Source organism: Dyella humi, assembly GCF_044904605.1.
In the GTDB taxonomy this organism is placed as follows: domain Bacteria; phylum Pseudomonadota; class Gammaproteobacteria; order Xanthomonadales; family Rhodanobacteraceae; genus Dyella_B; species Dyella_B humi.
The window spans coordinates 1,054,621-1,080,478 of sequence record NZ_JADIKI010000022.1 but is presented as its reverse complement, the minus strand read 5'-3'; the positions used below and the strand labels follow the sequence as shown (position 1 = coordinate 1,080,478).

Sequence of the window (25,858 nt, the reverse complement as noted above, 5' to 3'; positions counted from 1 at the left end):
TTCGCGTGACGTATGAAAGCTGGATTCCAGCCTGCGCCTGAAGGACGAACCAGAAACCGGGACGGCGGTAGTTAAGCCGTTTATCACCACCGTCCCGATTACTTTGGACGCCATACCACCTGCGCGACCGGCGACCTTAGTCTCTAAGGGTTAATAGGATCATCCGAAAGGCACGCATTCCCACTTGCCGTTAACCCACACTGCATGCTCTCCCGTCGGACACATAGGTATGGGAGGTGCAAAGGAACGCGCGTACTGCAGCATTTTTGCACCGGGTGTGCCGTTGGCGTTCACAGACAGTGCCAGGCCAAACACAACCAAACCAACTAACAAGCTCTTCATAATCTTTACTCCCCATATAAAGGGCGCTGCTTGATGAAGGTGCACCGATTACCAGAGGAGCGCCCGCGGCTCTGGCCTTAACAACGCAATGACTAAGGTCCGGGACGGAGGTGGTTAAACCATGCAATCGCCTCTCCGTCCCAGCCCTCGTAACACTCAAACCGCCTCCGTATCCTTATCCTTCCGCGGCCCCACCTTGCGAAGCAGCTTCTTCAATTCTTCGCTGGTCTCGTCCGTCGATGCTTCCGGACAGATAAATGGATACTCTCGATTGTCGATGATCGGTTCGATGCCGAAGAAATCGTTGAGTACCGATTCCGACGTGCAGTAGGCGCCTTCCACCCATGCCTGATCGTTCGAATACGCCTCGCCGACGATGAAGATGTCGGCGTCTGCGCCATCGATCAGTTGCGAGGGTTTGCGGATCTTGCGCTGCACGTCGCCGATGTCGAAATGCGGTGCCCATTCGTGATAGCCGGCGTTGAACGGGGGCAGCGACCAATCCATGTAGGCGGCCTGCAACGGCTCGGGCACGTTGGTGTAATCGCAGTTTGGGCCAAAATGAAGTTCCGCCAGCATTTTGCGCAGCATCTTCACCATGCGTGTCGGCACAGGACGCGGGCCTTCCAGCGGTTGGGTGTCCTGCGAAATTGGTATCACGCGCTGATGCTTGGGGCCTAGTTCTAGTTCTTGCCAAAACGCGGTGTTGTCTTCATCGTCGTAGCTGGCCAGGATGCCGTAAATGGGTTTCTTCTTCGGCGCGGTCGCGTTATTGCCGAAATACACCACCATGCGAATGGGCGAGTTGCTGACGCTCGGGCCGATGGTGTTGTTGCGCGAGACAGCGGTCAGCTGCTTGGTCTGCGCGATGGTCAGCGCCTGCTCTGTGATGTTCTCGATCGCCCGCACCATATCCGCTGCGGAGGTGTAAGGCACGTCGATCAACGTCTGCATGGCCTTCAGCGCAGCGGCGGGGAATTTCTGTGCGCGAACCTTAGCGATCGTGTCGGGCGTAATCGTGTACCCGATGATCTGCGCGGGATAAGGTGCCGGGCTATCGATGTCGGGCGCCCACCACGGCTGGTCGAAGAACATGCCTATCTTGTACGACGGCTGCATGATCGTCGCCTCCAGATACAAGTTCACATTTTCGTGGTTGAGCACGTCGACCTTGCCGTCTTCGGGCGCTTGGAAACGCGTGGCTTGCGCAACCAGATCGATCGCGGCGCGGGGCATCGCCATCCATGCTGCGTCGGCCTCGCCCGAGCCGGCGGCGATATTGGGGTCATCGCGGTGCGCGTAGGTAAATACGGCCTTGCCGGATTTCCCAAGGATCGAATGCAGGCGCGTATCGGGGTGATAGCGGAACTCGATGCCCTTGGCCTTGGCCAGTTTCACGATCTCATCGAACAATGCGTTGAACATCCCCGAGTAGCCGATCGACAGCGTGCGGTACTGGCTACCGGGCGTGAACTCGTTGTTGATGTTGAACGAAACGCCGGCATGCGTATTGATCACATTGGAGCTGTAGCCGTTGCCGTCGGCAGCGTAATCGAAGCCTTCTGCACCCAACTGATCGTAGAGCAGGTTCCAGTAGCCGATGTCTTTGAGATAGTCGCCTTGCTGGAAGATGCTGGATTCCGGCAACTGCGCGGTGATCTTTCCGTGCTGGTAGAAGTTGCACCAATCGCGACGGGTGAACTCCCCCCATGGCTTCGTCGTCGCCAGATCCTGCACCGTGGTGAATCCCTGGTCGGGCGTGGTGGCGGCGCCGAAGTTGTTCACTGTGTATGGCGCGGGCGTGTTCGATCCGATGGCGTTGAGATAGAAGTTCCGCGAGCGCAGGTAGAACAGTTGGTTATTGGTGACGTTGAACGGCACCGAATACTTGTCCAGACCCAACATGGAGATCACCGCACTGACCACACGGTGGCCCGGCGCCAGGCCATTGTTTGGGTCCGGAAATTCCTTGGTCGGCGCACTGTCCCAGTAGGAATAGCGCATGCCACCAAGTTCGACGTACGAATCGGTCTTGTCGTTGTTGTAGTGCCACGTGCAGACGCGAGCGCCGGCCGCACGAGTACCCGGATGGCGCTTGGAGAAGTCGTAGCGGCCCCAGTCGTACAACTCCAGCACGTCGCCCTTCTTCAGTTGTTTCGAGGCGAATTTGGTTTTCTTGCATTGGCCATCCAGCAATCGCCAAGCGGTGTAGAGCCCTGCGGCGCCGGCGCCGAAGATCGAATAAGTTTTCTGTGCCATGGTCGAGCCCTCGGTGAGGAATGGGCGGTTCATTCGCTGCCGAGGCGATACATCTGGCCAGGCAGATCCTTTTGCGGAATGACAACTTCGACTAGAACGGGTTTGTGCTTGATCCCCGCAATGCGAGGCAATGCGGATTTCAGTTCGTCCACCGTCTCCACCCGAATGCCTTCCGCGCCGAAGGCTTTTGCGAGCGCGAGGTAGTCCCACTTGGGCAGAATGTCGAAGGCGTCGAAACGATGCTTCGAACCCGGTTGGAAGGCGGTCATGTCCACGTACACCTGCTCGATGGCGTAGACCTGGTTGCTCATCACGAAGATGACCGCGTTGAGCTGGTTGCGGGCCAGCGTGGACAGCGACTGGCAGACCATCATGAAGCCGCCGTCGCCCGCTATCGTCCAGGCACGTTTGCCGCTACCCAACTGCGCACCGGCCGCGGCGCCAGTCTCGAAGCCGATGCACTGCCACGCGGCTGAAGCGATGAAGCTGCCCTGCGACAGACCGTAGCAGTTGGTGGCGACGTACATCGCCGAACTGACGCCATAGACCATCACGATGTCCTTGAGCAGGTTCTTGTCCTGCAGGAACTTCATCGTGTGCTCGAAGAACCGGTTATAGGTGATGACCTGCGGTTTGGCGTCGTAGACTGGATCGGAATTGCCCGCCCACGGCTGCGGATATTTCGGCTGCGGTGGCACCTTCGCCTTGATCGGATAGCTCTTGTTTGCCTTGAACTTCGCCAGCAGGGCTTCCATGAAATCCTGCATGGTCACGTCGCCGTACTTGAAATACCCGGCACGGATGCCTGCGGTATCGGCCAACACCATGTCGGCGTATTTGCTTTCGATAAAGACAAGGTAGTCGTCGGTGATGATGGCGCCCAGGGTCAGCACGCAGTCGGAGGCTTGCACGATTTCCCGTACCGATTCGATCGACGCGGCGTCGGAGTAGGTGCCGATGAACTTGTCGCCCTTCTCGTCCAGCACGGTCTTGCCGAGCGTCGTCGTGGTGTAGAGAAAGCCGCTGGCGTCGATAATTTGCTTCAGCAGCTCGGACAGGCCAAAGCGCAGAATTTCCACGCCGGCGAAAATCAGCGGTTGCTTCGCCGCCGTGATCTGCGTCCAGGCCTGATCCACCGCGTTGCGCAGCGCCAGCTCCGGGCTGCGCGTGACACGCGGCTTAAGCGACGTCTTCGATGGGCGTGAACAGGGCTGGCCCCAGACTTCCTTGTAGCAGGCGATATACACGGGACGCTTATGGGTGATCGCGTCGATCAGCAGTTCGTCGATCTGCTCGTCAGCCCCCACGTTGGTGCTGAGTGTGATCGCCCTGACGGTGACGTTCTCGTAAGTCTTCCGATCCGCATCGAGGTCGCCGGTGGAATGGTGGAACAGCACGTCGTACATGTCGGTGATATCGCGCATGTCGGCTCCAGGCGTGGCGCTGATCACCACGATCGGGCTGCGTTCGACCCAGGCACCGGCAATGGCATTGAGTGCGCTGTAGGTGCTCACCCCGAACTGCAGCGAGACCGCCGCAAGGCCGCGGCTACGCGCGTAAGCGTCGGCAGCATAGGCGGCGTCCAGTTCGTTGATCGCGCCGATCGTGTTGACGCCGTCGAAATGCTCCAGCGCCTGGGTGAAATGCTTTACGTAATCGCCGGGAATCTGGAATACATCGGTGACGTTCAACTGCTTGAGTCGGGTCAGCAGATAGTCGGCGACGGTGAAGTCAGCGGCCGAGGCCGGGCCTGCGGCGATGAGTGACTTCTTCGAGGTACTGCGGCGTGTCATGTCGACTTCCTTGACCCGCGTATACCGCCACGATCACAACTGAGTATGTTGAAAGCCATCGCATCACTCCGTTAATGAATGGACTTGCTTAGGGAAAAGTGCGCTCGCTATATACGTCGTGGTTCAGATGCCGAGCCGTGCCAAACGCTTGATGGTGGACGAATGCCACACACTTCGCATATGTGCGAGTGGCCACGTCCACGGACATGACCTAACCGCCTATGCGGGATCACGCATAAAACAAAGGCACACGTTGGAACATGTCTAAGACGAAAGACGCGTCTTTTTGCGTTTCATAAGTCCCTGCCCCTGATTCCTATGGAAACCCCAATCACCCGTGACATTGCGCGCACGGACCGCGCGAGTTTCCTATTGGACATGTGACGCTCATGTCTTTTCCGAGTTATCCCGGTGATAAACATATCTGCAAGGGAAGACTAGCGTGTTGGAGTTGCCTGCAAGACGTCCCTGCCTTGAGAGGCCAGCAGCCCGGCTTGCCAAAATTTGCCAAGCACCCTAGGCTAAGCCCATGAGCACAATGAACATCTCTCTTCCGGAAAGCCTGAAGACCTTCATCGACGAACAGGTCAGCCAGCGCGGCTATGGAACCAGCAGCGAATATGTGCGCGAGCTCATCCGCCACGACCAGGAGCGTCTGCAGTTGCGAAGCCTGCTTTTGGCTGGCGCGGAGTCACAGCCCGCATCGATGGCTGATGAAAGGTACTTCAGCCGATTGCGCAAGCGTGTACATATGAGCACCAAGCCTGGCTCGAAGACGAAGAAGTGAAGACAAAACCAGTCGTCCCGCGGGAGCAAGCTAATCGGGACATTGAGGACGCTATCGCTTATTACCTTGCGCAGGATGCCGAGCAAGCTGCCTTGGGCTTTATCGACGCGCTGGAACGAGCTTACGCCCATATCGGTCGTCACCCTTCCGCGGGCTCCCCCCGATATGCACAAGCCTTGAACCTGCCAGGTTTATATTGCTGGCAATTGGTCCGTTACCCCTATCTTGCCTTTTATGTCGAACGCACTGATCACATCGACGTGTGGCGCGTGCTGCATGCACAGCGAGACATTCCTGCGTGGATGCAAAATCCGGAGACCTCCTAGCAGAGCGCAATTAACTCCTAAGTCAAACCACTGAGCACTGTTGGGCGAAAATGGCGGCCCAAACCGTTTTCACACAAACTTGGCCACCGGCCGATATCATCGTTGCGGGGCTCAAAGGGCAACGAAAGTGAATCCTGATTTCTGCGCGTCCAGAATCAGCTAGCTCGCAGCACCGAATTGTTTCATAAGCGCCTGTATTTTCAGCAGTCTTTTCACGTAAAGGACAAGGATATGGGGAAGAGACAAGGCTGGTCCGCGCTTCACCAGGTGGCCGTGGCGTTGGGCTACCTCGCCGTCTTTGCCCTGATTCGTCCCCTGTCCGACGCCCATTGGCAGCTGACCGCGGGCCTACGCCTCGGCCTGCTCCTCCTGGTTCCCTATCGGTATTGGATCGCCCTGGCGATCGGGGATACCGTGACCAACGCGTACCAGAGTCATTTCTACGCATCGCAGTTCGGATATTCCTGGGCAGTAATTAATTCTCTGCCCATGATTGCGTTTGCCATGCCGGTCGTTTGGTGGTGCAAGGAACGGCTCACGCTCTTTCCTTCCAAACGCCTCGTCAACTTCCAAGCTCTTCTGCTCTGCACACTGCTGGTTCCTATCGTCTGGTCGCTGGTCAACTACAGCGCCATCGTGGTGGCGAAGAATCCCGGTGTAGAGGTCAGCCCCATCCTTCTGGTGTACCTCTTCGTAGGCTCCTATGTTGCGCTGTTGACGACCGTTCCCTGGGTGATCATCGGCAAACTCGAATACCGCTCCGGAACACTGGTCAAGCGGCTACGTGGATTCGTCAGGGGCTCTCTGGCGCTCGATGCTGCGGGCCTACTTATTCCCGCACAGCTCATCCTGTCGTGGCTCACCTTGCACGGCAAAGAGGATAAGCAGATCTATTGTCTTTTCATGTTCATGCCGGTCGCGTGGCTAACGCTGAAACACGGCTGGCGGGCGGCGGTACTTGGCGGAACGGTCGTGGTGGCTTGCATCAATCTTTTGATGAACTACGACACGCCCGATCCCGTTGTGTTGCAGGTGCAGGCCATCATCGCGTTTGCCATCACGTGCCTGATTGCCATGGGCGCCCGCATTTCGGCCATGCATCAACGCGAGGAACGGGAACGCACCGATGTCAAAGAAGCACTGCGGCTGGCCAGGCAAAGCCTCTCCGTAGGCGAGATGCGTTTACGCCAAGCCTCTGAAACCTTGGAATACGTCTGCGGAGAGATGCAACTCACCCAGAATCGCCTGCTCGATCGCTTCCGCATGCTGCTCCCCGCCAACGAAAGCCAGCTGTATACCAAGCAGGCGGCGACCACGCAGGAGAAGGTGTACCAAATTGCCGACGCGATGCATCCCATCGCATGGCGCCGCCGCGGCCTGCCTGCTGCCCTGCGCGAGAACATCGGCCGCGCACTGGACGAGGCTGGCGTTGTGTACAGCTATCAACTCAAGGGGCGTGGCTTTGGCGTCCACTCGTCGAACCTCCATACCATGCTCTACCGGCTGGCCTGCGAATCCGTTGTTTACATCTGCGCCAACGTGCCTTGCTCCAATATCCGCTTGACCTTGCGTGGTGTTGAGATCGATGGGAATCGCCTAGTGGTGCTGCGCGTTGAAGGCGGCCTGGATGCAGTCATTGCAGACGATGCCTTCCTTAGAGAAGGTGTACGGGACCGGCTCGCACACAAGCTGGGGGCGACGCGATTGGACCTGATCGAACTCAGGGACCACGTGCGTTTGTTCAACGGCGAGTTCCACGTTCGTCCCAACGACGATAAGCTTCGCCTCACGTTCCTGCTGCAAGACGTTCCCGAAAAAGAGTGGGAGCGGTTGTCCGCCCCCACTCCCTTGCGCTTGTGGGCCAACTAGCACAGCGTCAAGACCTGTGTCCTCCCGAACACTGCAGAACGTTGGTGCATATCGACTCCGATGCTTGTGTAACGCCACGGCTCTGCGACGTGGTGCCGATGGTCGTTGCGTGAACGCTTGTCTGTGCCCACGTGGTGGATGCAAACAAAGCGCAGCAGATTGCGACCAGGACATGCAATTTTACGTGTTTCATACAGCCACCCCATTGGTTGTTGGGCGTAATTGCCCAAGCCAATCTTGCAGTAAAACGCTGGATTCCAACGTAATCGGCACGATTCGAGCGGCTTCATCCGGGAACTCGCCGGGAAGCGGGGTGGCACAATACTGGATACCTTTCGGCACGAAAAAACGGTTAGCGGCAGCGCTCACGCTTTTTGCCGCACACCTACGCAGGCGAGGGAATCAATGCCTCAACGGCAATAACCGGCAATCGAAGGAGCGCCATAGTCCATCGCTTCCTTCGATGTTGATAACGGGCTCCCCTTCCGTCGCCCCGTACTCATAACAACGTCGGATGGCGAATGAAAGCGCATCGGTTCGCGATGAGAAACGCAACGGCTTGCCGTCTGAAACGAGCACACAACCGTTTGCTTCAGGCCCTGTGTAGCGAAGATAGAAGTGATCCAAGCATCCACCCCAACGAACGCGACGTCGTCGTTACTGTGGAAATATCCGTGTCGTTTCATCGTGATTCCCGCGTCGCCAGCCAGTGAATGACACAGGAAGACGCATGTGTGCATCCATGAAAATAAAGTCATCCTTAGTTTTGCGCGCTGCCATTTGCCATCACCTCTCAGGCAAGTCGCTTAACTCGTAGCTGGTGCTGCGTCCACCGGCGGCAGACTTACGCAGCACGCCGTGTGCTATCAGCTCATTAATATCGCGCAGCGCCGTATCCGCGGAACACTTGGCGATGGCCGCCCATCGGCTATTTGTGAGTTTTCCATCGAGACCATCGAGTGCGCGATTGAGTACTTTGACTTGTCGCTCGTTCATGGACGTACCGGCGAAGTGCCGCCAAAAGCGCGCCTTCTTCAATACATCATCGAGTGTGTGCTGCGCCTGCTCGACGGCACGATGCAATGTCGCCAGAAACCACGCCAGCCACTCGGTCGCATCAAGGGTGGATTTTTGGGTTCGCTCGAGGATGTCGTAATACGCTTTGCGCTCGCGCTGGATCTGTGCGGAAAGGCTGTAAAAGCGTTGCGAACTGCCTTCTGCACGCGCCAGCAACAAATCGCCGATGGCACGGGCAATGCGGCCGTTGCCATCATCGAAAGGATGCAGCGTGACAAACCATAAGTGCCCGAGACCTGCCTTGATGAGCGGCTGTTCGCGCGTTTCGTCGTTGAGCCATTCGAGAAAGCGCGCCATCTCCGTTTCAAGCCGCTCGGCTGGCGGTGCCTCGAAGTGCACGCGCTGACGCCCGAGCGGACCCGACACCACCTGCATCGCTCCGGCTGCGTCATCGCGCCAGCCAGCGACGGTGATGCGAGACAATCCCGAATAGCCAGTCGGAAACAACGCTGCGTGCCAACCGCAGAGCCGCTCCTTGGATACGGGAACATGGCAGTTGGCGGTAGCGTCCAACACCATGTCGACCACGCCTTCGACATGCCGATCGACCGGCGCAAGTGCCCCGATGTCCACACCCAGACGACGTGCAATCGACGAGCGCACGGAAGCAACATTGAGATGCTCACCCTCGATCTCGCTGGTGTTGACGACATCGTCAGTGAGTGCGGCAAGACTGGCTTCGCTGCGCAACGCCATACCGACATCGACTAGGCGTCCAAGCAACAGCCCCTGGGCACGGTTTACCTTGGCCAATGCCTCAGCCAGTGCGGCCAGATCGTACCGCCAGTGCGGCCAGTCGTTGGCCTGCCAGATATAGGTGTAATCACCGCTTAACATGCGGTGATTATGGAGCAGATTCGCCGCCCATGCAATATTCACCGTATTTTATACGGTGAATAAGCCGGGAAATCGCCGCATCGATCCGTTGCACGCAAGGCGTGCTCAACCTGCCGAGCCTGCGCTACTCAGCCAGATCTGCAACGTGCCTATCGCCGCAACCTCAACGCGGGATCAGACGCCAGGCGATGTTTTATATCCGATGCGATGACACGCGCCGCGCAACCGCAATCCGCTCTCAAAACCAAGTGTTCGTCAACGACGTGGAGAGAGCCCCAGACAGCAGAGTCGGGAACACCTTTCATGCATCTTTGCGCGGCACTCTTCTATCGTTGTAGCAATGCGTCACCCGCACCTACCTGATCAACCGCGTTTATTGCCTGATTCTCCGCCGCCCGCTTCACCATGGTTGCTTTCGGGCATGCTCAGACTGACGTTACCGAATCGATTCAGACCTTTGTCTATTCATTAACCAAGAGGATGCTTGCATGGAATATCGACGTCTTGGCGCATCGGGCTTCAAGGTGCCGGTGCTGAGTTTTGGAACCGGCACGTTCGGCGGCAAGGGCGAGTTCTTCAGCGCGTGGGGTAATACCGACGTGGCGGAAGCGCGGCGGCTGGTGGATATCTGCCTGGATGCGGGTGTCAGCATGTTCGACACGGCGGATATCTATTCTTCCGGTGCATCGGAATCGATTCTTGGCGAGGCGATCAAAGGACGCCGCGATCAGGTGCTGATTTCCACCAAGGCCACCTTCCGTTTCGACGACAAGCCCAACAATGTCGGTTCATCGCGCTATCACTTGATCCAGGGGATCGACGCGGCACTGAAGCGCCTGGGCACCGACTACATCGACCTGTTCCAGTTGCATGGTTTCGATGCCATGACGCCGGTGGAGGAAACGCTGTCCACGCTGGATGATCTGGTTCGCGCGGGCAAGATCCGTTACCTGGGCGTGTCGAATTTCTCCGGCTGGCATTTGATGAAGTCGCTGGCCGTGGCCGATCGCTACGGTTATTCACGCTATGTGGCAAACCAGACGTATTACTCGCTGGTCGGGCGCGATTACGAGTGGGAATTGATGCCGCTGGGCTTGGATCAGGGCCTTGGCGCAGTGGTATGGAGTCCGCTCGGCTGGGGACGCCTCACCGGCAAGATTCGCCGCGGGCAGCCGCTGCCGGCAGACAGCCGTCTGCACAAGACGGCGGAGATGGGGCCGCAGATCGATGACGAATATCTGTATCGCGTGGTCGATGCGCTAGACGAGATCGCGAAGGAAACGGGCAAGAGCGTGCCGCAGATTGCGTTGAACTGGTTGCTGCAGCGGCCTACCGTTTCCACGGTGGTGATCGGTGCGCGCAATGAGGAACAGCTGCGGCAGAATCTGGGCGCGGTAGGTTGGAATCTGACGCCTGAGCAGGTGGCCAAGCTGGATGCGGCGAGCGCGGTGACGCCGGTGTATCCGTATTGGCATCAGCGTGGGTTTGGAGAGAGGAACCCGCCGCCGGTTTGATGCCGTGCGATGGTTCGCTCCCTCCCTTGCTTGCAGGGGAGGGTTGGGGTGGGGTGAACACTTGCCTCAAACTTTCCCGCAAGGGCTCACCCCATCCTGTCCTCCCCCTGCAAGCAAGGGGAGGGACCACTTAGGAAGCTACATGCAAGTTGTCATCATCACGGATGACATGGCCGCAACACGGTAGTAGCGGAATATCGCTTAGCTTTTTTTATTGACCAGGATTCCGCTGGACATCCCCACCACCGAGGCTGCCAAGGTTACTCGGCCACTGCTTGTCCTTGTCCTTCGAACTCGACGACGCACTTACGAAATGCCCGTTCTGATCGAAGCTCAACACGGTGGATACGGTTTTCTCCACGTGCTTGGGAATCTGCGAGCCGGTGGTCGGCATACCGTCACCGGAAACCTCCTGGTACTTGCTCACATACTGCAGCTGCTGGCTCCCATCCGGCATGCGCGTAGCCTGGAACGGCGGGCCTAAGGCGGCCTCCGCCTGCGCGATCGTGGTAACGCCCGGTTGAAACGAGGCGACCGCCGTCGGGTCGGCCTTGTGTTCCGTGGTGGCACATCCTGCCAACAGCAATGCGGCCATAGCGGCCGCAACGGCCTTGTTCATACCTCTACTCCCCTTTTTCATCCTGAGAATGGTTCTGTTCCTGCACGAATCATGTTCGGCGAACGCCGGGCACCAGGCACCTGCCTGAAGTCATATTTCCCCGTACAGATAGCCCGCAGCCGTCTAAGAATCGAGAGCCAATTGTCAAAAAAAACGGCCGTTCGCGCGGGTTGACGCTATGGCGAGCCCATGCAAAACCGTCTCGCCAGCGCCTTGGGTGTCCATAGACGAGGTAAAGCTATCAAGGGCTTAGCCGATACATTGACAAATCTACGACAGCAATGCCTCATTAACCGCAGGGTTCACGTTTCCTGCACAGCACGTACCCATTGATAGGCGAGCTATAACGGCAGATTGGTCGCCATGAGCCTGAGTCTTCCTATCCTCATCACGACAACGCAAGAGCCGGAAAACACCGCCTGGCTCGGTTGTTTGATCGAAGCCGAGACGCCCGGCGAAGTCTGCTTGCTCATCGAAACCTTGCTGCAGGCGCAGCCCCATTGCCTCAAGGCCAAGGTGCTGATGCTCGCCCATGGACAGGAACAGCGCTCTGCCGAAGCGCAGCCACCCGATCTGGAAGACCTTGCGCTCGCGCAGGATGCGCTAAAAGCCGATGACGGCGTGCGCGTATCGCCCGACGGCCGGCGCTATGCCCTCTCCCTGCTTGGCGCGCAACAAGCGGTGCTGCTGCTCACGATGACCATCGAAGGCTCGGCCAAAGCCCTGCTCGCCAAGGTGGACTCGTATCTGCAGCTTGGCGTGCGCCAGTTGCATCACACCATCAAGCTGGCCGAACTGTACGACTCGCACAACCAGCTGGAACATTCTGAAAACCTGCAGCGCGCGCTGTTCTCCATTTCCGAGCTATCCGGTTCGGACCTGGATATGCCAGACATGCTGTGCGAGATCCATCGCATCGTCAGCGGTCTGATGTATGCGGAGAACTTTTTCATCGTCCGCTACGATCCGGAGCACGAAACGCTGCGCTTCCTCTATTACTCGGACATCAAGGACGAAGACAAACCCGAAACCAATCGCGACATGCGGCTGGAAGACCGCCGTCACACGCTCACCTGGTACCTGCTTACCCAGGGCAAGCCGCTGATGGGCAGCAACGAGCAACTGCTGGAACAGGTAAACGGTCCGCTGGTGATCGCGGGCCCCGACAGCGACGACTGGCTGGGCGTGCCGATGCTCCGCAACGGCCAGGTGCAGGGCGCACTGGTGGTGCAAAGCTACGGCACCGGCATCGTGTATTCGCGCGATGATCTCACCCTGCTCGAATTCGTAGGCAGCCATATTCTTACCGCGGTGGAACGCAAGGAAGCCAAGGACGAACTCGAACGGCGCGTGCGCCAGCGCACGGAGGAACTGGCTGAGGTGAACCGCGGCCTGCTGCAGGAAGTGCGCGAACGACATCGTGCCGAACGCTTGCAGGAAGCCCTGTTCCAGGTAGCCCAACTCGCCACCGCCGACATCGATGAAAACACGTTCTACGAACGCGTGCACATCGTGGTAGGCCGACTGCTGGATGCGAAGAATTTCTTCATCGCCCTGCTCAGCGATGATCGCACCAAGCTGGAATTTCCGTATTTCATGGATACCGGCGTGCGCCATCAACTGTCGCGCCCGATCGGCCGCGGCTTGAGCGAATACGTGCTGCGTCGCGGACAACCCTGGTCCGGCACGCGCGAAGACATCATGGCGCTGACCCGCTCCGGCGAAGTGGTGCCGCACCACATCGGCGAACCTTCTGCCTGCTGGCTGGGTGTGCCGTTGAAAGTAGACGAGTCGGTAATCGGGCTGATCGCGGTGCAAAGCTACGAAGACAACGCCTCTTACGGTGCGCAGGAACAGGAGCTGCTGAGCTTCGTGGCGTTGCAGATCGCCAACAGCATTTACCGTCGCCGTTCCGCCGCGGCGCTGCATCTGGCCAATCTGAAGCTGGAGCATCGCGTGGAAGAACGCACGCGAGAGCTGCGCGCCGAAATCGCGCGACGCGAACAGATGCAGCAGCAGCTGCATCATCAGGTGATGCACGATCCGCTTACCGGCCTGCCTAACCGCGGCTACCTGCGCGAACGGCTGGATCGCATACTCAACCGGATCCAGAGCGATCCGAACCGCCGCTGCGCCCTGCTGTATATCGACGTCGACCGCTTCAAGGTGATCAACGACAGCCTCGGTCACCTCGCCGGCGATGAATTCCTTAAGGCTGTCGCGGTGCGGCTGCTGACGCATGTACGCGAGCCAGACATGGTGGCACGGCTTTCCGGCGATGAATTCGCCATCCTGCTCGAGAACATCGAGAACACCGATACCGCCACCATCATCGCCGATCGTGTATTGCAGGCCGTGGCAACACCGCTGCGCATTTCCGGTAAGGAACTGGAACCGTCGGTAAGCGTGGGCATTGCTTGCGGCGATGCGAGTTACCTCGATGCGGATGAATTGATCCGCGACGCGGACATGGCGCTTTACCAGGCCAAGGAATTGGGCCGCAAGCGTTTCGCCATCTTCGACGAAGCGCTCGCCAAAGGCATGGTGGACGTGCTCGCAATGGAAAGCGAATTGCGCAAGGCGCTTCGCCAGAACGAATTCGAGCCGCACTTTCAGCCGATCTGCCGGCTCGGCGACAGCAAGGTGGTGGGCTATGAAGCGTTGATCCGCTGGAACCATCCGCAGCGCGGCCTGCTGCGCCCGTCGGATTTCGTCAAGATCGCCGAAGACAGCGGCTTGATCGAAGCGATCGACTGGCGTCTGTTCGAACTCAGCTGCAGGCTGCTGGCGCAGCATGGGTCCAGCGAACCGTTCATCACCTTCAACGTGTCCGCGCTGCATCTGCGTCATGCCGACTTCGACGTACGCGTCTTGAAGATGCTCGAACGCACCGGCCTCCCGCCCGAAAGGCTCGTAACCGAAGTAACCGAAGGCGCGCTGCTGGACAACCCAGAAAGCGTGCGCGCCGTGCTTGAGCGCCTGCGCAGTGCGGGTGTAGGTGCGGCGCTGGACGATTTCGGCACCGGCTACTCGTCACTGAGCTACCTGCACTCTCTGCCCCTGCGCATGCTCAAGATCGACCGCGCTTTCGTGCACGAACTGGACAAGGCCGGTAGCAGCAACAGCACCACCGTGGTCGCGGCGATTCTCGCGCTGGCACACGCGCTCAATATCCAGGTGATTGCCGAAGGCATCGAAACGCAAGCACAGCTGGAAGCGCTGGTGAGCATGGGCTGCGAGATGGGGCAAGGTTATCTGCTGGGAAGTCCCGCACCGATTGCGCATTGGGTGGATGTGCAGAAGTCGCCGTGACTCGTTGTGTGCTGTCTCTGCACAACTACTTTGAGGTCCAAAATTGTCCAGTCGTCATTCCGGCGAAGGCCCTTGCTGTCCCGGGAAAATGCGATCGATCGGAACGGCGTGCAGCTGCCCCACCGTGAAGTTAAAACTTCCCTGGAAATTCAGCGCTCCAGAATCCGTCGTCCCGACGAACATTTAAGCATTTCGGCAAGCCGGGCAAAATTTTCCCCGGACAGCAATGGACGAAGGCCGGAATCACGAGCATGGAATATCTGGCTCTGGGCAATTTCACTACACCCTGCTCGTCCCCACCCGCACCGAATCCAGATGCCGGATATCTCGAATATCCCCCAACCACACTAACCCGTCCCCATCCGGACGATGACTGTCGATCAGCCGCACCACGCCGTTCATGCCTTCCTGATTATTTGGATCGAGAAAAACTTGCACCGGGGCGTGACGCTGACTCCGCTCTGCGTCCCATACATCGCTATCCGCATAGTTATTTATGCGGAGAGCTTGGGGGCGCCATAAAGAGGGATGTGGCCGGCCCGTCATAGGGCGGGCACGGCCAATTCGCGCGATATCAGGCTTTCAGCTTGCTGCTCCCTTGCGGTGCATGCTGATGCTTTTCCTTCACTTCGCGAAGCAGTTCAAGCACATGCGCGTGTTGTTCGCGGCGCTTTTGCTCTTGCGCGGCCAGCAGTTGCTGCCGACGCGTCATCCGCACCGGAGGCTGCGCCTTGGCTGGACGAACGATGCGGCTGATGTAATCGGACCAGGTGCTGAGGTTCCACAGCGAATGCGGCGAGCCCGGCGTCCTCCCGGGACTGATCGAACCAGGGGTATTCATGAAACGGCCTCCACCACAGACGGTTGCCCGCGGCAGCTTGCCGCTGCCCGGACATTTACTCTGCGCTAGGCATCGTTAGCTGTTCGTGATGCAGACGCTAGGAATGGCTGAGACGGATCCGGCAGGCCGGACCCGATGGTTCTTCCCCTTTCGCTTACGCCTTAACACGCCGGTCTTCCATGGCTTTGGCAATGGCTTTAGCCAGTCCCATGCGATCGTAGGGCTTGGACAAGCGCGTAGCGCCATCGCTCAGGTCTGTGGGAATTTCGGCATAACCCGTCGCCAATACCACCGGCAGCGCAGGCCAGCGGATGTTCACTTCGCTCACGAGCTGCGCACCGGTCATGCCCGGCATGGCGTGATCGGTGATGAGCATATCGACGTCTGAACCGTCTTCCAGAATCTGCAGCGCTTCTTCGGCCGAGGCCACCTCGGTGACGCGATGGCCGAGATCCTGCAGTACCGCACCTGTGGCATTGAGCACGAGCGGGTCGTCGTCCACGATCACGACACGCAGGCCGCACAGCGAACTTGCCGGCTTCACCGACACCGACACAGGCACTACTGCTTCCTGCTGCTCCACGGCCACACAACGCACGCTCGGCAACCACATCTCCACACGGGTGCCGAAGCCCTTGCTGCTCTTGATCACCAGGCGCCCGCCCGACTGTTCGGCCAGCCCGTGCACCATCGACAAGCCCAACCCGGTGCCCTTCCCCACGCCCTTGGTGGTGAAGAACGGTTCGGTCGCCTTGATCAGCGTTTCCTCATCCATGCCCTCGCCTTCGTCGGTGACGGAAAGGCAGACGTATTCGCCCGGCGCAAGCCGCGTGGAATGCGATGCATCGATGGTCACGTTGCGCGCCGCAATGGTGAGGTTGCCGCCTTCGGGCATCGCGTCGCGCGCGTTCACGGCCAGGTTCATCAAAGCCAGTTCCAGCTGATTCGCATCGGTCTTCACCGAATTCAAGGAAGCCGGAAACATCGTGCTGATATTGACCAAAGGGCCGAGCGAGCGACGCAGCAGCTCGGTCATGTTAGCCACCAGCGAAGCCGCGTCGACCGGCGCTACGCGTAGCTCCTGCTTGCGCGCAAAGGCGAGCATGCGCTGCGTCAAGGCCGAACCGCGCTGCACGGCGGATTGCGCGTTCTGCACCAGCCGGCACAGTTGCGATTCGTGCGGAAGCTTCAGCTCCACCATGTCCAGACAGCTCTGGATCACCATCAACAAATTGTTGAAATCATGCGCCACGCCGCCGGTGAGCTTACCGATGGCCTCGATCTTCTGCGCCTGGAACAGCGCCTCACGTGCACGATCCAATTCCCTGGCAGCTTCGCGCTGCTCGGTTACGTCGCGCGTGATCTTGGCGAAGCCGACCAGCTCGCCTTTGTCGCCCACAATACGGTCCACCACCACGTGCGCCCAGAAGCGCGTACCGTCTTTGCGCACGCGCCAGCCTTCGGTCTCTACGCGCCCTTCGGTCGTGGCCAGCGCCAGGTTCTTCTGCGGCTCGCCGGCATCGCGATCGGCCTGCGTATAGAACGAAGAGAAGTGCTTACCAATAATTTCTTCGGGCGTATATCCCTTGATGCGTTCGGCGCCGTAATTCCAGCTTGATACATAGCCGTACTGATCCAGCATGAAAATGGCGTAATCGGTCACGCTCTGTACCAGCAGCCGAAACTGCTCCTGGCTGCGGCGCAAGCTCTCTTCGGCGCGCTTGCGTTCGGTAAGATCACGCACGATCTTTGCAAAACCGATCAGCTTGCCTTGTTCATCGCGAATCGCATCGGTAAGCGCCTGCGCCCAATAATGGCTGCCGTCCTTGTGGAGGCGCCAGCTGTCGCACTCGTAACGGCCTTCTGTCCTGGCGATGTCCAATTCACGGTGTGGCAGACCTCCTTCGCGATCGTCCTTAGTGTAAAAACATCCTACATGGCGACCGATGATTTCGTCTGCGCAATAGCCGGTGATCCGTTCGGCGCCGGGATTCCAACTGGTCACATGACCATCCGAATCCAACATGAAAATGGCGTAGTCCGTAATCGACTCGACCATCAAACGATAGCGGTGCTCAGCAAGCAATGACGCGGAAGAAGCAACGACAGGTTTTACAGATAGATTTGCCATGCGTCATCAACCCTAAAGCATTCGAGAACGATGCGTGAAAATCAAATGAAAAATCACCGCATCCAATTTGCAAACCGCGCCCCTCCGGCGCTGCAAGCCGAAAAAATTCTAAAAAAACGGCGCCACCTGATTAATGCATATCAATAGTATTGTCCGACCGATTGTGAACCTCATGCAAGCTTCATGAAAGCCCTAATCTGCATTTTTTTGCATGTTCGGAAGCATCGAACGCATCCGCATTCGTGTAATTCACCGACGCATCACGTTCGCTATTCGTATCGCATACATTAGCGATGACAAAAAGCATGCAGCGCGTGCAAATAGGCGCGCGCTGTTGGTTACTGCGGACGAACCGCCGGCCGAAAAAGTAGTGCCGGGCGTGAGTGGTTTCTACAAGGCATTGAAGGATGAAGAAACCTGGCGCGTGAAAGCCTCTATGCCAAATAACATGCATCGTGGGTGCAAAGCTTCGTCTTGCCTCATCGTCATTCCGGCGAAGGCCGGAATCCAGTTCAAATATGCGTCCGAAGGACACAACACCCGATGTTGAGTGCTTCGCACAACGTATTGAAACTGGATTCCGGCCTTCGCCGGAATGACGACCGGGCGATTTTTTGCTTCCCAATAGTTGTGTAGATACCTAAGCCTCGATGGGAGAGAAAAGCACTACCGCGTCTGCACTTGCGTCGCCTTAATCACCGCCGCAATCAACGCCAGATCATCCTTTATCCCAAAATCCGGCGGCTGCGAATAGCCAAACCGCACGATCACTACTTTCGCGGAAGGTACGATGTAAATGCGCTGCCCAAGAAATCCGCTGGCGAAATAGCCGTCCTTGGGAAAACCCTGCGACACGCGCCAGTTCGTGAAGTCGTCCGATCCATCGTTGGTCCAGAATCCGGCACCGTAGGTTGATCCCAACGTGGAACGGCGCGACCAATCCACCCAGCCTTCGGGAAGAATGCGCTGTCCGTCAGGCGCCACGCCGTCGTCGAGATACAGCTGCCCGAAGCGCGCGTAAGTACGCGCCGGCGCGTAGACGTACGACGCGCCCATGAAAACGCCAGAGCCGTCGAACTCCATCGTCAAGTTGCTCAAGCGCGCGGGAATCAGCAGTTCCTTTTCGGCGAAATCACGCATGCCGGCCGCACCGCTGCCTACGGTCTGTCCAAGCAGGCGATCCACGATTAGCGTGTTGCCCGAGGTGTAATCCCAAGTCTTGCCGATGGGACTGCTCAACGGATACTGCGCGGCATACGCTGCCATGTCGTCATTGAGGTATTCCATGCGTGCCACCGGGCTGAAGCCGTTGGCTTCTTCCTTGACCGACAGGCCGCTGCGCATGCGCAGAAGATCTTCGATGGTGAGGCGTGCACGCGGATCATTGGGTCCCTGCCACTCTGGTGCGCCGACCGGCTGATCGACGCGCAGGCGACCTTGTCGCACGAGAATACCCAGCAGCGCATTGGTGAAAGATTTCGCTACCGAATAGCTCAACAGCGGTGTGTTCACGCTGAAGCCCTGTGCATAGCGTTCCGCAATCACGCGTCCGTCTTTTACGATCACGACGGCTTTGACGTCCTTGGTGGGTTCTCCCGAATGTTCCTCGAATACCTTGTCGAGCGCGGCGTTGATGGCGAAATCGTTCGTCGTGACCGGACTCGGTGGCGCGAAGCCGTCATCCGCAGGCGTCGGCAACAGTGAACGTGGTGCAGGTGCGGGAGGTGTGTGCGCAAACTCCAGCCGGCAGCCATAACCCGGCGTGAAATCCGCGCGCGCATGAAAGAAGCGGGCGAGCGTGGTTTCCACGCTGCGGTTCGCACGATCGACGCGGTAACGCACCCATCCATCCATCGGATGTCCGATGATCGGCCGCACCAGCTCCTTCATCGTCGCGTCCGGATCGAGGCCAGCCACGAATACCGCCGAGCACAGATTGTGCGCGGCCAAGCCCGCCCCGACACGCGCGGCGCGACCGGGCCGAAAGATCACGACTGCTGCAACCAATGCAATTAGCAGCACGGCAACAGTCCATAGCCCCACTTTCTTTGCCATGCTCATCCCCCTGCTCCAAGCTGACACTTGGGCTGACATTTGGCGCAAGATATCGCCATATCCTTCGTGTCGCCAAGCTCTGTGTGGCGCGCCATTCTGCTGTATATCAAGCACGTGTTACGCTTAAGCGCATTCGTTTCCGGGGAACCTTTCGTGCTGCGAGGCAGGCGTACACTTCGATCCGTGACATGGCTGGCTACGCTGGCCATGATGCTGATCGTCGTGATGCCGGTGCTGTCGCGCACCATGACAGCGTTGCCCGCCTTGGATGGCGATTGTCCGGTCCATCAATTGGCCGCCGCGAAGCATCCAAATGCCCCGCAAGCACCGGCCGATCCGACCGAACGCTGCGGTTATTGCTACCTACTCAATCACACGCCGCCGCTCACTCCCGACGCGGTGGAGTATCAAGCTGCCTTGGCGCCTGTCGCGGTCATGGCACCGGTCAAGCACATCGGTGAGAAACCCGCATCGCCGCGCCTGAGTGCCGACCCGCGCGGTCCTCCGTTTATCGCCTGACACGCTACGCATGGCCGCTCGCCATGCCGCCATGCCCGCCGCCAAATAGCGCACGCGACGCCTCGCGTGTCGCCATTTGTTGCGGCATATCGCCACATAAGGTTGCGCTGCGCACATTACGTCAGCGACCTCCGTAAAAGGAGTTGCCATCTCATGAGTATTCAACGCTGCGCGCCTGCGACGCGCGCGCGATCACGCCAGCACGTTCGACACCACGCCGCGATAGCCGGTTTGCTTGCCACATGTGCGTTGCCGCAACTCGCATATGCCTGCGCCACCTGCGGCTGCACGCTCAACACAGATGCTGCCACCGGAAATTCCACGATGACCGGTTGGCGCATCAATATCGACTACACGTATATCGACCAGGACCAACTGCGGCATGGCAGCCGCAAGGCAACGCCGGAGCAGGTCGTGAACCAGCCCGCCAATCCGGCGCTGGGCGGCGGCGAGATCGAGCACAACACCACCAACCGCTACATCAACCTCACGGCGATGTACCGTTTCAATGCGGATTGGGGCGTAAACGTGATCGTGCCGTACGTGATCCGCGACCACAGCACGTACGGCACGCAGTTCCAGCCATACACATCGGCAGAATCCGCGCCGGATCAGCTCAGCAGTGCGCACGTGTCGGGCCTTGGCGATGTCAAGGTCATCGCCAGTTATCAAGGTTTTCTGCCTACGCATAACCTCGGCCTGCAGTTCGGCGTGAAACTGCCGACCGGCAACTACGGTGGTCAAAGCGTGGACGGTAATCTGGTCGGCCACCCGGTGACCTTCCGCAGCGGACCGGGACTCGGCCAGTCGCTCGATACATCCTTGCAGGCCGGCACTGGCAGCACCGATCTGATCGTCGGCGGCTACTACTATCAACCGGTAAGCCAGAATTTCGATGCCTTCGCTACCGCGCAGTTCCAGGCCGCGGTCAAGGAAAATCTCAATCAACCCGGCGCTGATTACCGTCCCGGCAACATCACCACCGTCAGCATGGGCTTGCGCTATGAAGCACATGCGAACTGGGTGCCGCAGCTGCAACTCAATTGGTTGCACAAGATGGCCGATCAGGGCTTTCTCGCCGACGTGCCGGATACCGAAGGTACCGTGCTCTACCTGAGCCCGGGTATCAGCACCAGCATCAGCAAGAATGTGCAGGTGTACGCGTTCGTGCAGGTGCCATTGTACAGCCGTTTGCAGGGCTATCAGTTGTTTCCGGGGTGGACGGGGACGGTGGGCGTGAGCATGAGGCTTTGATGTTTAAACTACCGATCACCCATCTGCACCGCATAGGCATCTTGCTGATGCTGTGCCTTCTTGCGCAAACTGCATTCGCCAACGATCTGGTCGTAGGCCAACCTGCCCCAGCCATCACCTTGAACACGCTCGACGGCAAGCCCATCGCCTTGCACGATCTGCGCGGCAAGGTCGTGATCCTCACCTTCTGGGCCACCTGGTGCGATCCGTGCCGCGAAGAACTTCCGCTGCTCTCGCGCTATGCCAGCGAGCATGCAAACGAAGGCCTGGTGGTGCTCGGTTTCAGCCTCGACGAGCCGGATAATCTCGATCAGGTTCGCAAGGTGGCCGGCACGCTGAATTTTCCGGTGGGCCTGCTTGGCGATCCGCACGTGCCCGGCTACGGGCGCATCTGGCATCTGCCGGTGAGCTTCATCGTCGATCGCGACGGCAAGCTAGTCGATAACGGATGGAAGGAAAATCCGCCTGCGTTGACGCAGCAGCGACTGGATCAAGTAGTAACACCGCTGTTGAGCCATGCGCCGTAGGCTGGGATGCGATCCAAGCAGGAAAGTGATGAAAAGCTGGGATTGCATTCCAGCCTATGTACGGCCGTCATTCCCGCGAAAGCGGGAATCCATCTTTGCCTTTGCATCACAGCGAATGGATTCCCGCTTTCGCGGGAATGACGGCCATTGAAGTTACGAGATCACTTCGTCGGAAGCGAACGAACAAACGCCAACGCCGCATCCAACAATTTTCGACGCAAGTTGTCGTCGCCGTAAGCTTCCGGCGCCGCGCGCACCCAGCCGTGCATGCGACGCTCGCCCATGATCATCGGAACGATGCCGTGCATCTGCAGTGCCCAGGCATCCTTGTCCTTGCCTAGTCGCACCAGCAATCCATCGTGACGTGCCCCGCACAAGAGATTGCCGTGCACGAGCCATGCCCATCCCCCGAACATGGCTTTTTCGGTGAGGCCCCGCTCGCCCTGCAGATCTTCACTCAACAGTGCTTCCAGACCCTGGTCGCGTGCCATGTGCGATTCGCCTCTGCGCTTGATTCCATTGCCGAGTTGATTCCGATCAGTCTAGCGCCGGCCAGGTTTCATACCGGCAACGCCGTCGTGCGCTTCACCGTGCGCAAGGCCAGCGTCGATTGCACCCGCACTACACCTGGCAGTTGAGTGAGGATCTCGGTGTGGATGCGCTCGAAGTCGGCCGAATCGGCATACGCCACACGCACCATGTAATCGGCCGCGCCAGCGAGCAGGCAGCATTCGGTGACTTCCGGATGTTTCTGGACCGCCTCCTCGAAGGTGTCCAGGGCGGCGCGGCCCTGCTGGTCGAGCGTGACCAGTACGAAGGCGGTGCCTGACAGGCCTGCCCTCTTTTCGTCCAGCAGCATCACGTAGCGGGAGATCAGGCCGCGCTCCTCCAGCAGCTTCACGCGCCGCAGGCAGGCGGAGGGGGAAAGGTTGATCCGCATGGCCAGTTCCGCATTGGCCAACCGGCCGTCTTCCTGCAGCAATCGGAGGATGGCGCGGTCGCGCTCGTCCAGGGGTGGAAAAAGGTTCGTCATAAATTCTGCGTTTCGCTCATTACTTCGCACGCTATGCGAAAAAATGCCGATTACCCTGCCTTAATCAGCGAGAAATTGTGCAACGGCTCGATCATACTGCGCGCCGCGCGGCGCACGGAAGAGCAGCGCATCAACCTTCCATACCAAATCTGTCGAGAGAGCGAGCCATGCGCATCGGTGTACCGAAAGAGATCAAGAACCATGAATACCGGGTGGGCCTGGTCCCATCGTCCGTGCAGGAATTGGTACACCACGGCCATCAGGTGCTGGTGCAGAAGGATGCAGGCGTAGGCGCTGGCCTGTCTGATGCCGACTACGTGGCCGCCGGCGCCACCATCATCGACAGTGCCGACCAGATCTTTGCCGAAGCCGACATGATCGTGAAGGTGAAGGAGCCGCTGGCGGTGGAGCGCAAAAAGCTGCGCAAGGGCCAGATTCTTTTCACCTACCTGCACCTCGCACCCGATGCAGAGCAGACCCATGACCTGATCGCCTCTGGCGCGATCTGCATCGCCTACGAAACCGTGACCGCGCCCAACGGCTCGCTGCCGCTGCTGACGCCGATGTCCGAAGTGGCCGGCCGCCTGGCGCCGCAGGTGGGTGCGCATTCATTGGAAAAGGCCCAGGGCGGACGCGGCGTGCTGCTGGGTGGCGTGCCCGGCGTGCCGGCAGCCGAGGTGGTGATTCTTGGCGGCGGCGTATCCGGTACGCATGCAGCCACCATCGCGGTGGGCATGGGCGCAAAGGTGACGGTGGTGGATCGTTCGGCCGAAGCGCTGAAGCGTTTGGCCACACAGTTCGGTACGTCGATCTCCACCGTGTTCTCCACGCGCTCTGCCATTGAAGAACTGGTGCGCCGTGCGGACCTCCTGATCGGCACGGTGCTGGTGCCGGGCGCGGCAGCGCCGAAGCTGGTGACGCATGAGATGGTGCGCACGATGAAGCCGGGCGCGGTGATCGTGGATGTGGCCATCGACCAGGGCGGCTGCGTGGAAACCTCGCACGCCACCACACACTCCGATCCCACTTACGTGGTCGACGGCGTGGTGCATTACTGCGTGGCCAATATGCCGGGCGCAGTGGCGCGCACGTCGACGTTCGCGCTCAACAGCGTGACGCTGCCCTTCACCCTGGCGCTGGCCAACCACGGCTGGCAGAAAGCCCTGCAACAGGACGTGCATCTGCGCAATGGCCTCAATGTGTTCGAAGGCAAGGTCACCTGCGAACCGGTCGCGCAGGCGCACAACTTGCCGTACACGAAGGCGGAAAGCGTGCTGGGTATGTAAGTCTCCCGGCTTCACTCCCTCTCCCCTCCGGGGAGAGGGTTGGGGTGAGGGGGCAACCTCGCCTGATCTCCACCGTGTAAAAAAACAGAAAGCGCAGAGCATGCACTGCCATGTTTCCTCGCAAGCCTTGTCCCCTCACCCTAGCCCTCTCCCCAGAGGGGAGAGGGAACTAAACAGTACGTCACTCGAAGACGATCTCCTCTTCGAGCAACGCATTCAAATACGCATGACATACGGGGCTACGTCGCACACGCGCCTCGATCGCCGCCGCGATCACCTGCTGGTTGCGCTGTGTGACCTCGCAACCATGACAGCGCAGGAAGTCCGTAATAAAGCCTTGAATCTCCCACGGCATGCGGTCGAAAGGTGTCGCCGCCTCTCGAAGCTGTACGCGTCGAATGCGCAGGTGAGTTTTCCGTGCCACGTTGGCTGACTGTGTGTTTGTCCTAAGCGGGATGTGCATAAACCAGACCAGATCTCCCGCGCACCCTGTAGTCATCCGAAGAAGGCTCATTGCTGCCTGTGATTTTTTCTGCCTCGTAGTGATGACGGCTTGCGCGCAGTTCCCTAAGTGGTTCCTCCCCCTTGCTTGCAGGGGGAGGTCAGGAGGGGGTGAACTCTTGCGGGAAAGCCCATCGCAAGTACTCACCCCACCCCAACCCTCCCCTGCAAGCAGGGGAGGGAGCCAATGACTCTCGTCATTTCGAATGTCCGCGGACGACCACGGACATACCGCGGACAGCTTGTCGATTTCCCGCCTCACCATTCGTCGCCGGATAAAGCCACCAAACACGGAACCTCCGCGATGAGCCTGAAACTGTACGCACACCCCTTCTCCTCCTACTGCCAGAAGGTACTGATCGCGCTATACGAGAACGAGATACCGTTCGAGTGGCGCACGCTGTCGAACGAACATCCGGACATCTACGCCGAATTCGCCGCCATGTGGCCGTGCAAGCGCTTCCCCCTGTTGGTCGATGGCGATCGGCCGATCATGGAATCAACCATCATCATCGAGCATCTCGCCCTGCACTATCCCGGTTCGGTGTCGCTGCTGCCCGCGAATGCACGCGATGCACTGGAAGTGCGGTACCTGGATCGCTTCTTCGATCTCTACATTTCCACGCCGGCGCAGAAGATCGTGCTCGATGCCATGCGCCCGGAGGCCGAACATGACGTGCTAGGCGTGCGCGAAGCACGCGATACGCTCGATACCGCCTATGTCTGGCTGGACAAGACACTGGCCGGCCGCGAATGGGCCGCCGGGAACAGTTTCAGCCTGGCCGATTGCAGCGCCGCGCCGTCGCTGTTCTATGCCGACTGGACGCATCGCATCGATCCGGCGCTCAGCCACCTCATCGCGTATCGCAAGCGCCTGCTTGCGCGTCCGTCATTCGCACGCGCCGTGGACGAAGCGCGACCGTATCGCTCGCTGTTTCCGCTGGGTGCACCAGATCGGGATTGATCCTGCGACGCA

General features: G+C 59.1%; 21 protein-coding genes. 11 read left to right on the top strand and 10 right to left on the bottom strand.

What is annotated here, in order from left to right:
• Positions 1-498: 498 nt before the first annotated feature.
• Both ISP18_RS09720 and ISP18_RS09715 read right to left on the bottom strand, forming a co-directional pair.
• Complete coding sequence (locus ISP18_RS09720) at positions 499-2,601, bottom strand: flavin monoamine oxidase family protein (protein ID WP_380010124.1); 2,103 nt, start codon at positions 2,599-2,601, stop codon at positions 499-501.
• Between the two features lie 29 nt (positions 2,602-2,630).
• A complete protein-coding gene (locus ISP18_RS09715) occupies positions 2,631-4,394 on the bottom strand; it encodes an alpha-keto acid decarboxylase family protein (protein WP_380010121.1) in 1,764 nt (587 codons plus the stop codon).
• A gap of 529 nt (positions 4,395-4,923) precedes the next feature.
• On the opposite strand from ISP18_RS09715, the gene ISP18_RS09710 reads away from it, so the two are divergent.
• From ISP18_RS09710 to ISP18_RS09700, 3 genes are all read left to right on the top strand, one after another.
• Entirely contained in the window at positions 4,924-5,181 is a 258-nt protein-coding gene (locus ISP18_RS09710; protein WP_380010118.1) for a type II toxin-antitoxin system ParD family antitoxin, read from the top strand.
• The gene (locus ISP18_RS09705) at positions 5,178-5,507 is read left to right on the top strand and encodes a type II toxin-antitoxin system RelE/ParE family toxin (RefSeq protein ID WP_380010115.1); all 330 of its coding nucleotides are present in this window, start codon (positions 5,178-5,180) and stop codon (positions 5,505-5,507) included. Before ISP18_RS09710 ends, ISP18_RS09705 begins: the two co-directional genes overlap by 4 nt.
• A 177-nt stretch (positions 5,508-5,684) precedes the next feature.
• Entirely contained in the window at positions 5,685-7,376 is a 1,692-nt protein-coding gene (locus tag ISP18_RS09700) for an MASE1 domain-containing protein (protein ID WP_380010112.1), read from the top strand.
• A 786-nt stretch (positions 7,377-8,162) separates the two neighbouring features.
• Here ISP18_RS09700 and ISP18_RS09695 read toward each other — a convergent pair.
• Positions 8,163-9,290 (bottom strand): Fic family protein, encoded by a 1,128-nt coding sequence (locus ISP18_RS09695; protein WP_380010109.1) that lies wholly within the window; start codon positions 9,288-9,290, stop codon positions 8,163-8,165.
• Between the two features lie 488 nt (positions 9,291-9,778).
• Between ISP18_RS09695 and ISP18_RS09690 the strand changes: the two genes are divergently transcribed.
• The gene (locus ISP18_RS09690; RefSeq protein ID WP_380010106.1) at positions 9,779-10,804 is read left to right on the top strand and encodes an aldo/keto reductase; all 1,026 of its coding nucleotides are present in this window, start codon (positions 9,779-9,781) and stop codon (positions 10,802-10,804) included.
• Positions 10,805-11,015: 211 nt separating this feature from the next.
• Here ISP18_RS09690 and ISP18_RS09685 read toward each other — a convergent pair whose 3' ends face one another.
• Positions 11,016-11,423, bottom strand: a complete 408-nt coding sequence (locus ISP18_RS09685) for a hypothetical protein (protein WP_380010103.1) — start codon at positions 11,421-11,423, stop codon at positions 11,016-11,018.
• Positions 11,424-11,786: 363 nt separating this feature from the next.
• Between ISP18_RS09685 and ISP18_RS09680 the strand changes: the two genes are divergently transcribed.
• Positions 11,787-14,735: a bifunctional diguanylate cyclase/phosphodiesterase gene (locus tag ISP18_RS09680; RefSeq protein WP_380010100.1), complete on the top strand. Its 2,949-nt coding sequence runs from the start codon at positions 11,787-11,789 to the stop codon at positions 14,733-14,735.
• A 574-nt stretch (positions 14,736-15,309) separates the two neighbouring features.
• On the opposite strand, the gene ISP18_RS09675 is transcribed toward ISP18_RS09680, so the two are convergent.
• On the bottom strand, positions 15,310-15,576 hold the full coding sequence (locus tag ISP18_RS09675) for a hypothetical protein (RefSeq protein ID WP_380010097.1): 267 nt from the start codon (positions 15,574-15,576) through the stop codon (positions 15,310-15,312).
• A 154-nt stretch (positions 15,577-15,730) separates the two neighbouring features.
• Entirely contained in the window at positions 15,731-17,707 is a 1,977-nt protein-coding gene (locus ISP18_RS09670) for a hybrid sensor histidine kinase/response regulator (protein ID WP_380010094.1), read from the bottom strand.
• Positions 17,708-17,918: 211 nt separating this feature from the next.
• Between ISP18_RS09670 and ISP18_RS09665 the strand changes: the two genes are divergently transcribed.
• On the top strand, positions 17,919-18,257 hold the full coding sequence (locus tag ISP18_RS09665) for a hypothetical protein (RefSeq protein ID WP_380010091.1): 339 nt from the start codon (positions 17,919-17,921) through the stop codon (positions 18,255-18,257).
• 116 nt (positions 18,258-18,373) lie between these two features.
• On the opposite strand, the gene ISP18_RS09660 is transcribed toward ISP18_RS09665, so the two are convergent.
• Positions 18,374-19,762: a serine hydrolase domain-containing protein gene (locus tag ISP18_RS09660; protein WP_404559461.1), complete on the bottom strand. Its 1,389-nt coding sequence runs from the start codon at positions 19,760-19,762 to the stop codon at positions 18,374-18,376.
• A gap of 66 nt (positions 19,763-19,828) precedes the next feature.
• Here ISP18_RS09660 and ISP18_RS09655 point away from each other — a divergent pair, with 66 nt between their 5' ends.
• The 3 genes from ISP18_RS09655 (at position 19,829) to ISP18_RS09645 (ending at position 22,062) form a co-directional block, all read left to right on the top strand.
• Positions 19,829-20,281, top strand: a complete 453-nt coding sequence (locus ISP18_RS09655) for a DUF2946 domain-containing protein (RefSeq protein ID WP_380010085.1) — start codon at positions 19,829-19,831, stop codon at positions 20,279-20,281.
• Positions 20,282-20,434: 153 nt separating this feature from the next.
• On the top strand, positions 20,435-21,535 hold the full coding sequence (locus tag ISP18_RS09650; protein WP_380010082.1) for a transporter: 1,101 nt from the start codon (positions 20,435-20,437) through the stop codon (positions 21,533-21,535).
• A complete protein-coding gene (locus ISP18_RS09645; RefSeq protein WP_380010079.1) occupies positions 21,535-22,062 on the top strand; it encodes a peroxiredoxin family protein in 528 nt (175 codons plus the stop codon). The genes ISP18_RS09650 and ISP18_RS09645 overlap by 1 nt, the downstream gene beginning before the upstream one ends.
• 161 nt (positions 22,063-22,223) lie before the next feature.
• Here the strand turns inward: ISP18_RS09645 and ISP18_RS09640 are convergent, their stop codons facing one another.
• Both ISP18_RS09640 and ISP18_RS09635 read right to left on the bottom strand, forming a co-directional pair.
• A complete protein-coding gene (locus ISP18_RS09640) occupies positions 22,224-22,553 on the bottom strand; it encodes a TfoX/Sxy family protein (RefSeq protein ID WP_380010076.1) in 330 nt (109 codons plus the stop codon).
• 68 nt (positions 22,554-22,621) lie between these two features.
• Positions 22,622-23,095, bottom strand: coding sequence for an Lrp/AsnC family transcriptional regulator (locus tag ISP18_RS09635; protein WP_380010073.1), 474 nt, complete (start codon positions 23,093-23,095; stop codon positions 22,622-22,624).
• Positions 23,096-23,262: 167 nt separating this feature from the next.
• Between ISP18_RS09635 and ald the strand changes: the two genes are divergently transcribed.
• Positions 23,263-24,381 carry an alanine dehydrogenase gene (gene ald / locus ISP18_RS09630; protein WP_380010070.1) on the top strand — a complete coding sequence of 373 codons (1,119 nt, stop codon included), beginning with the start codon at positions 23,263-23,265 and terminating at the stop codon, positions 24,379-24,381.
• 181 nt (positions 24,382-24,562) lie between these two features.
• On the opposite strand, the gene ISP18_RS09625 is transcribed toward ald, so the two are convergent.
• Positions 24,563-24,805 carry a hypothetical protein gene (locus tag ISP18_RS09625; RefSeq protein WP_380010067.1) on the bottom strand — a complete coding sequence of 81 codons (243 nt, stop codon included), beginning with the start codon at positions 24,803-24,805 and terminating at the stop codon, positions 24,563-24,565.
• A gap of 381 nt (positions 24,806-25,186) precedes the next feature.
• Between ISP18_RS09625 and ISP18_RS09620 the strand changes: the two genes are divergently transcribed.
• Positions 25,187-25,846 carry a glutathione S-transferase family protein gene (locus ISP18_RS09620; protein WP_380010064.1) on the top strand — a complete coding sequence of 220 codons (660 nt, stop codon included), beginning with the start codon at positions 25,187-25,189 and terminating at the stop codon, positions 25,844-25,846.
• Positions 25,847-25,858: the final 12 nt, after the last annotated feature.

Excerpts from the sequence above, each read along its gene's own strand:
- ISP18_RS09640 (WP_380010076.1), bottom strand. The coding sequence starts at position 22,553 with ATGGCACGCGACCAGGGTCTGGAAGCACTGTTGAGTGAAGATCTGCAG.
- ISP18_RS09620 (WP_380010064.1), top strand. The coding sequence starts at position 25,187 with ATGAGCCTGAAACTGTACGCACACCCCTTCTCCTCCTACTGCCAGAAG.
- ISP18_RS09710 (WP_380010118.1), top strand. The coding sequence starts at position 4,924 with ATGAGCACAATGAACATCTCTCTTCCGGAAAGCCTGAAGACCTTCATC.
- ISP18_RS09675 (WP_380010097.1), bottom strand. The coding sequence starts at position 15,576 with ATGAATACCCCTGGTTCGATCAGTCCCGGGAGGACGCCGGGCTCGCCG.
- ISP18_RS09650 (WP_380010082.1), top strand. The coding sequence starts at position 20,435 with ATGAGTATTCAACGCTGCGCGCCTGCGACGCGCGCGCGATCACGCCAG.
- ISP18_RS09680 (WP_380010100.1), top strand. The coding sequence starts at position 11,787 with ATGAGCCTGAGTCTTCCTATCCTCATCACGACAACGCAAGAGCCGGAA.
- ISP18_RS09720 (WP_380010124.1), bottom strand. The coding sequence starts at position 2,601 with ATGGCACAGAAAACTTATTCGATCTTCGGCGCCGGCGCCGCAGGGCTC.
- ISP18_RS09645 (WP_380010079.1), top strand. The coding sequence starts at position 21,535 with ATGTTTAAACTACCGATCACCCATCTGCACCGCATAGGCATCTTGCTG.
- ISP18_RS09670 (WP_380010094.1), bottom strand. The coding sequence starts at position 17,707 with ATGGCAAATCTATCTGTAAAACCTGTCGTTGCTTCTTCCGCGTCATTG.
- ISP18_RS09695 (WP_380010109.1), bottom strand. The coding sequence starts at position 9,290 with ATGTTAAGCGGTGATTACACCTATATCTGGCAGGCCAACGACTGGCCG.
- ISP18_RS09665 (WP_380010091.1), top strand. The coding sequence starts at position 17,919 with ATGTTCGGAAGCATCGAACGCATCCGCATTCGTGTAATTCACCGACGC.
- ISP18_RS09660 (WP_404559461.1), bottom strand. The coding sequence starts at position 19,762 with ATGGCAAAGAAAGTGGGGCTATGGACTGTTGCCGTGCTGCTAATTGCA.
- ald (WP_380010070.1), top strand. The coding sequence starts at position 23,263 with ATGCGCATCGGTGTACCGAAAGAGATCAAGAACCATGAATACCGGGTG.
- ISP18_RS09635 (WP_380010073.1), bottom strand. The coding sequence starts at position 23,095 with ATGACGAACCTTTTTCCACCCCTGGACGAGCGCGACCGCGCCATCCTC.
- ISP18_RS09685 (WP_380010103.1), bottom strand. The coding sequence starts at position 11,423 with ATGAACAAGGCCGTTGCGGCCGCTATGGCCGCATTGCTGTTGGCAGGA.
- ISP18_RS09715 (WP_380010121.1), bottom strand. The coding sequence starts at position 4,394 with ATGACACGCCGCAGTACCTCGAAGAAGTCACTCATCGCCGCAGGCCCG.
- ISP18_RS09690 (WP_380010106.1), top strand. The coding sequence starts at position 9,779 with ATGGAATATCGACGTCTTGGCGCATCGGGCTTCAAGGTGCCGGTGCTG.